Below are 3,298 nucleotides of genomic sequence, written 5' to 3'. Positions count from 1 at the left end.
CGGTTAGCTTTTTGCTTTTTAAGAGGCTAAATAAGGTTTTAAATGAAGTTTATAAAGTTGTAAAAAGGTTTTAAGTTACTTATTTTTATTGCTTTTATTTGTTTTTTATCGAGTGGCTAAGTTTTTATTTGTTATTTTTTGCATGACTTTTTAATCGCTTTCATGTGTTAACTTGACCAATAGGATATGTTTATTCTTGTAAGCTATGTGCTTTTAAAAAGTGCATTTATATAATTATTTAAAATTACGTAAGCGAGGATATTTTTTTAGCTAGGTTGAATGCTTTTTAGAAAAAACGAGGTCTTTGTTAGCCATTACAGATTTAATAGGCACATAATGAACTTAACACACACAAATAACGCACTGATCACTTTACTTGCTCTTAGTTTTGGGCTGCTTGGCGTATCGTTTGCTTTGGGTGCAAACCCAAATGCACTTGTAGAAACATTTGAATTTTATGGGTTCAATACTTCACTAAATAATAAAATGATAGGCTTGCTAACCGGAAGCACTATGATTGCATTAGCACTTTCCACTCTAGCCGCGCATTTAAAATTAATAAAACCTACACCAGCATTAGTTCTCGCGTTAATTGTTAGCATAGTGCCTTTACTTACTTTATTAGCCAGCAACCGTTGGATGGCCCAGTTAGGCGGCTTTCCAATTATTGGCAGTGGGCAAGGCATTATTAAATACTTTGCAGTCATCCCTTTGTATTTATTTTTGTTTTATAAAAATAAGCTAACAGACAAACAACACGTATTTTTAAACTTTATACCGGTTGCTATGGTTTTACTGTGGATTGGTGGCATGAAGTTTTATGAGTTTGAAGCCAAAGCCATTGTAAGCCTGGTAGAAACCTCACCGTTTATGTCGTGGTTATACACAGTCTTTAGTGTACAAGGCGCATCAAACGTAATTGGTGGGTTTGATGTATTATTTGCAGTGCTACTTGGCATAGGCATTTTACTTAACAATAAAAAGCTAATTATTGTTAGTGGCTTAGCGTGTTTAAGTGTGTTTTTAATGACCCAAACATTTTTAATTACCGCAAACGGCGCATTGAGCTCAAGCACATTATTAGAGCGTTTAGGGCAATTTGTAATTAAAGACTTATGGTATGTAGGCAACTTAGTTGTTATTGCCACTTTAATGCTATTTAAACCAACTAAATAAAGAGAGCTGTATGATCAGTTGCCATCAATACGACTTCATCGAAATTGCCTGTATGCACCATTTAAGCATTGAGCTTATATTAAAAAATGGCGATGTTGTATTTGGCGTAGCAACTGATACAAAACGCAATGCTAATAGAGACGAATGCATAGTTGTTAACGTAAACAGCGAGCTGCAACTTATTGTACTTACTACAATTAGTGTAATTAAAGCGCGTGAGAGTAATCCATACTTTGACCACGTGAACTTTGATGTTAAGTAATTAACTAACCCATTTGTTTTATCATAAACACTCCAGCGGGCCTGTATCATCAATATTTTAAGGCTCGCTTATCTAGCCAATGCTTTAGCTCATACGTGCTAAATGCACAAAGCCAAAATTTACCTTTATAGTAAACTGTTCACATAAACAGCTATTTTGACTTTGTCCAATAACATTATTAAAAGTCGTTTTGGTGCAAAGTAACAAAGGCTTTTTCACTGCATTCCTAATTGCTTGTTTACATTGCAGTTATTTAGTGGAATTATTGGGCGATGTAATATGCGCCGTTTTGGGGTGTTATAACCCCCCAAAGTGGTGTTCAATAAGATGTTATACCCTCGGAGGAAAAGATGCCACGGAAGATGTCTAGAGAAAAAGAATTAGAATTTGAGGAGCTATCTTTATTCTTAGAATTCTATTCAACAAATGTATCTGGCATTCAGAGGGAAGATCCCATCCATCCTTCAAATTGTTTGGTTGAAATCGTCGATAAATTTGGGAAATCAAAAGCTCTCCAAGGCCTCAAACAGGCTATCAACGATACGCTTGAAGATACTGCTAGCTGGGACTCAAATACTGTAAGTAAATTAGATGAACAATTGCTAGACAACGGTACGATCACTTTATCAACGCTAAGAACCAGATATTGGTCAAAGTACAAATCTATCTTAAAGCGAGGCAAAATAAAAAATGAGACAGAATATTATCTAATTAGAGGGCTTGAATGTGAATTAGATAATGGTATTCCTCAAGAGCAACGGGCTTTATTAACTGAGTTGGTAAGGGATTTTGAAGAACGGGTATAACAACTCAATAAACTCGCTCACTTCGTTCGCTGGGACGCATACACGCAGGGCGGCTTCGCCATTATGCCCTACGTGCCTGCGCCCGTTATTGAAAAGTTATGTGCTTAGGATGAAATATGAGTCGTAGGTATTTATCAACAACAGAAGCTGAATTTGCACTGCAAAGAGGAAAGACTGTAGAGGTATTTCTAGGCGGGTTTTTAGCTCATGGGCAAAAATGTATTCGTTGGGCATCGTTCAATAACCGCGGTGCTGAAGTTGAAGGGCAACTTTGGGAATCGATTGACCAAGGCTCAGAAGATTACGTAGATATTTATACGTTTGAATCTCTTTCCAGCGAATATGATGAGCCGGTAAGAGTTGAAGTCGCCGAGAATATTGAGTTGGCTGCAAGCAAGCTGGGCATAGAAGAGTTTAAATTTGTTAACCAAGGGGTTGTGCAAGATGAGTACATTTCTTACTTGCGCGCAGGCACATAACAAGGCCAAACAGCAGCGCGCACTGCGTGCGCTGGACCTCGTTTCACTCGGCCGCTGTTGGCGGCGTTAAGTGGCAAGGAAGCATATGCGTATAATTCTCGTTTTATTACTTGTATTTAGTTTTCAACTAAAGGCTGAAAACTTGATTTCGAAGTCTGAAGTAGCTTCTATTCTGCCAAGTCTTGATTTTGGGGTTCCATCAACAGATGTGATCCAAAAGAATATAGAAATAGGCAAAGATCTTATTATTTCAATTGAGTTCGCAATTACCTCAAAAGGTAATGGTGGTATTGAGTTGCCGGGTATTTTTTTGGTGCGACTTTACGACAGACATGATGACCTAAGTTATTTCAAAGATGGCTTACTTAACAACGAATTGATTGATGTTAATTCTGACGGTTATAAAGATATTTTACTTTGGGGTACCGCAGTAAAATCAGACGATGATGGTAATAAACTCGGAGACGTTTCAGTTTTGGCTATATTGGTTTATTCACCCAAAGATAAAATTTATAAAGTTCTTCGTAAAAGTGAAGAAATTGATATTTATACCAATGAGTAATTGCCACTTAACA

The 3,298-nt window shown here is 36.9% G+C and carries 5 protein-coding genes; all 5 read left to right on the top strand.

Going from position 1 to position 3,298, the window contains the following annotated elements; all coding sequences use genetic code 11:
- Positions 1–336: 336 nt before the first annotated feature.
- Complete coding sequence (locus tag ATS71_RS10145; RefSeq protein ID WP_058404727.1) at positions 337–1,176, top strand: DUF417 family protein; 840 nt, start codon at positions 337–339, stop codon at positions 1,174–1,176.
- A 10-nt stretch (positions 1,177–1,186) separates the two neighbouring features.
- Entirely contained in the window at positions 1,187–1,438 is a 252-nt protein-coding gene (locus ATS71_RS10140; protein ID WP_058404726.1) for a Rho-binding antiterminator, read from the top strand.
- 362 nt (positions 1,439–1,800) lie between these two features.
- Positions 1,801–2,244 (top strand): hypothetical protein, encoded by a 444-nt coding sequence (locus ATS71_RS10135; RefSeq protein ID WP_152995674.1) that lies wholly within the window; start codon positions 1,801–1,803, stop codon positions 2,242–2,244.
- A gap of 116 nt (positions 2,245–2,360) precedes the next feature.
- Positions 2,361–2,723 (top strand): hypothetical protein, encoded by a 363-nt coding sequence (locus tag ATS71_RS10130; RefSeq protein ID WP_058404724.1) that lies wholly within the window; start codon positions 2,361–2,363, stop codon positions 2,721–2,723.
- Positions 2,724–2,808: 85 nt separating this feature from the next.
- Positions 2,809–3,285 (top strand): hypothetical protein, encoded by a 477-nt coding sequence (locus ATS71_RS10125; protein ID WP_058404723.1) that lies wholly within the window; start codon positions 2,809–2,811, stop codon positions 3,283–3,285.
- The last annotated feature ends 13 nt before the right edge of the window (positions 3,286–3,298 follow it).

Origin of the sequence: Pseudoalteromonas sp. H71, assembly GCF_001468485.1 — a bacterium.
In the GTDB taxonomy this organism is placed as follows: Bacteria; Pseudomonadota; Gammaproteobacteria; order Enterobacterales; family Alteromonadaceae; genus Pseudoalteromonas.
This window is presented reverse-complemented; position numbering and strand designations above follow the sequence as displayed.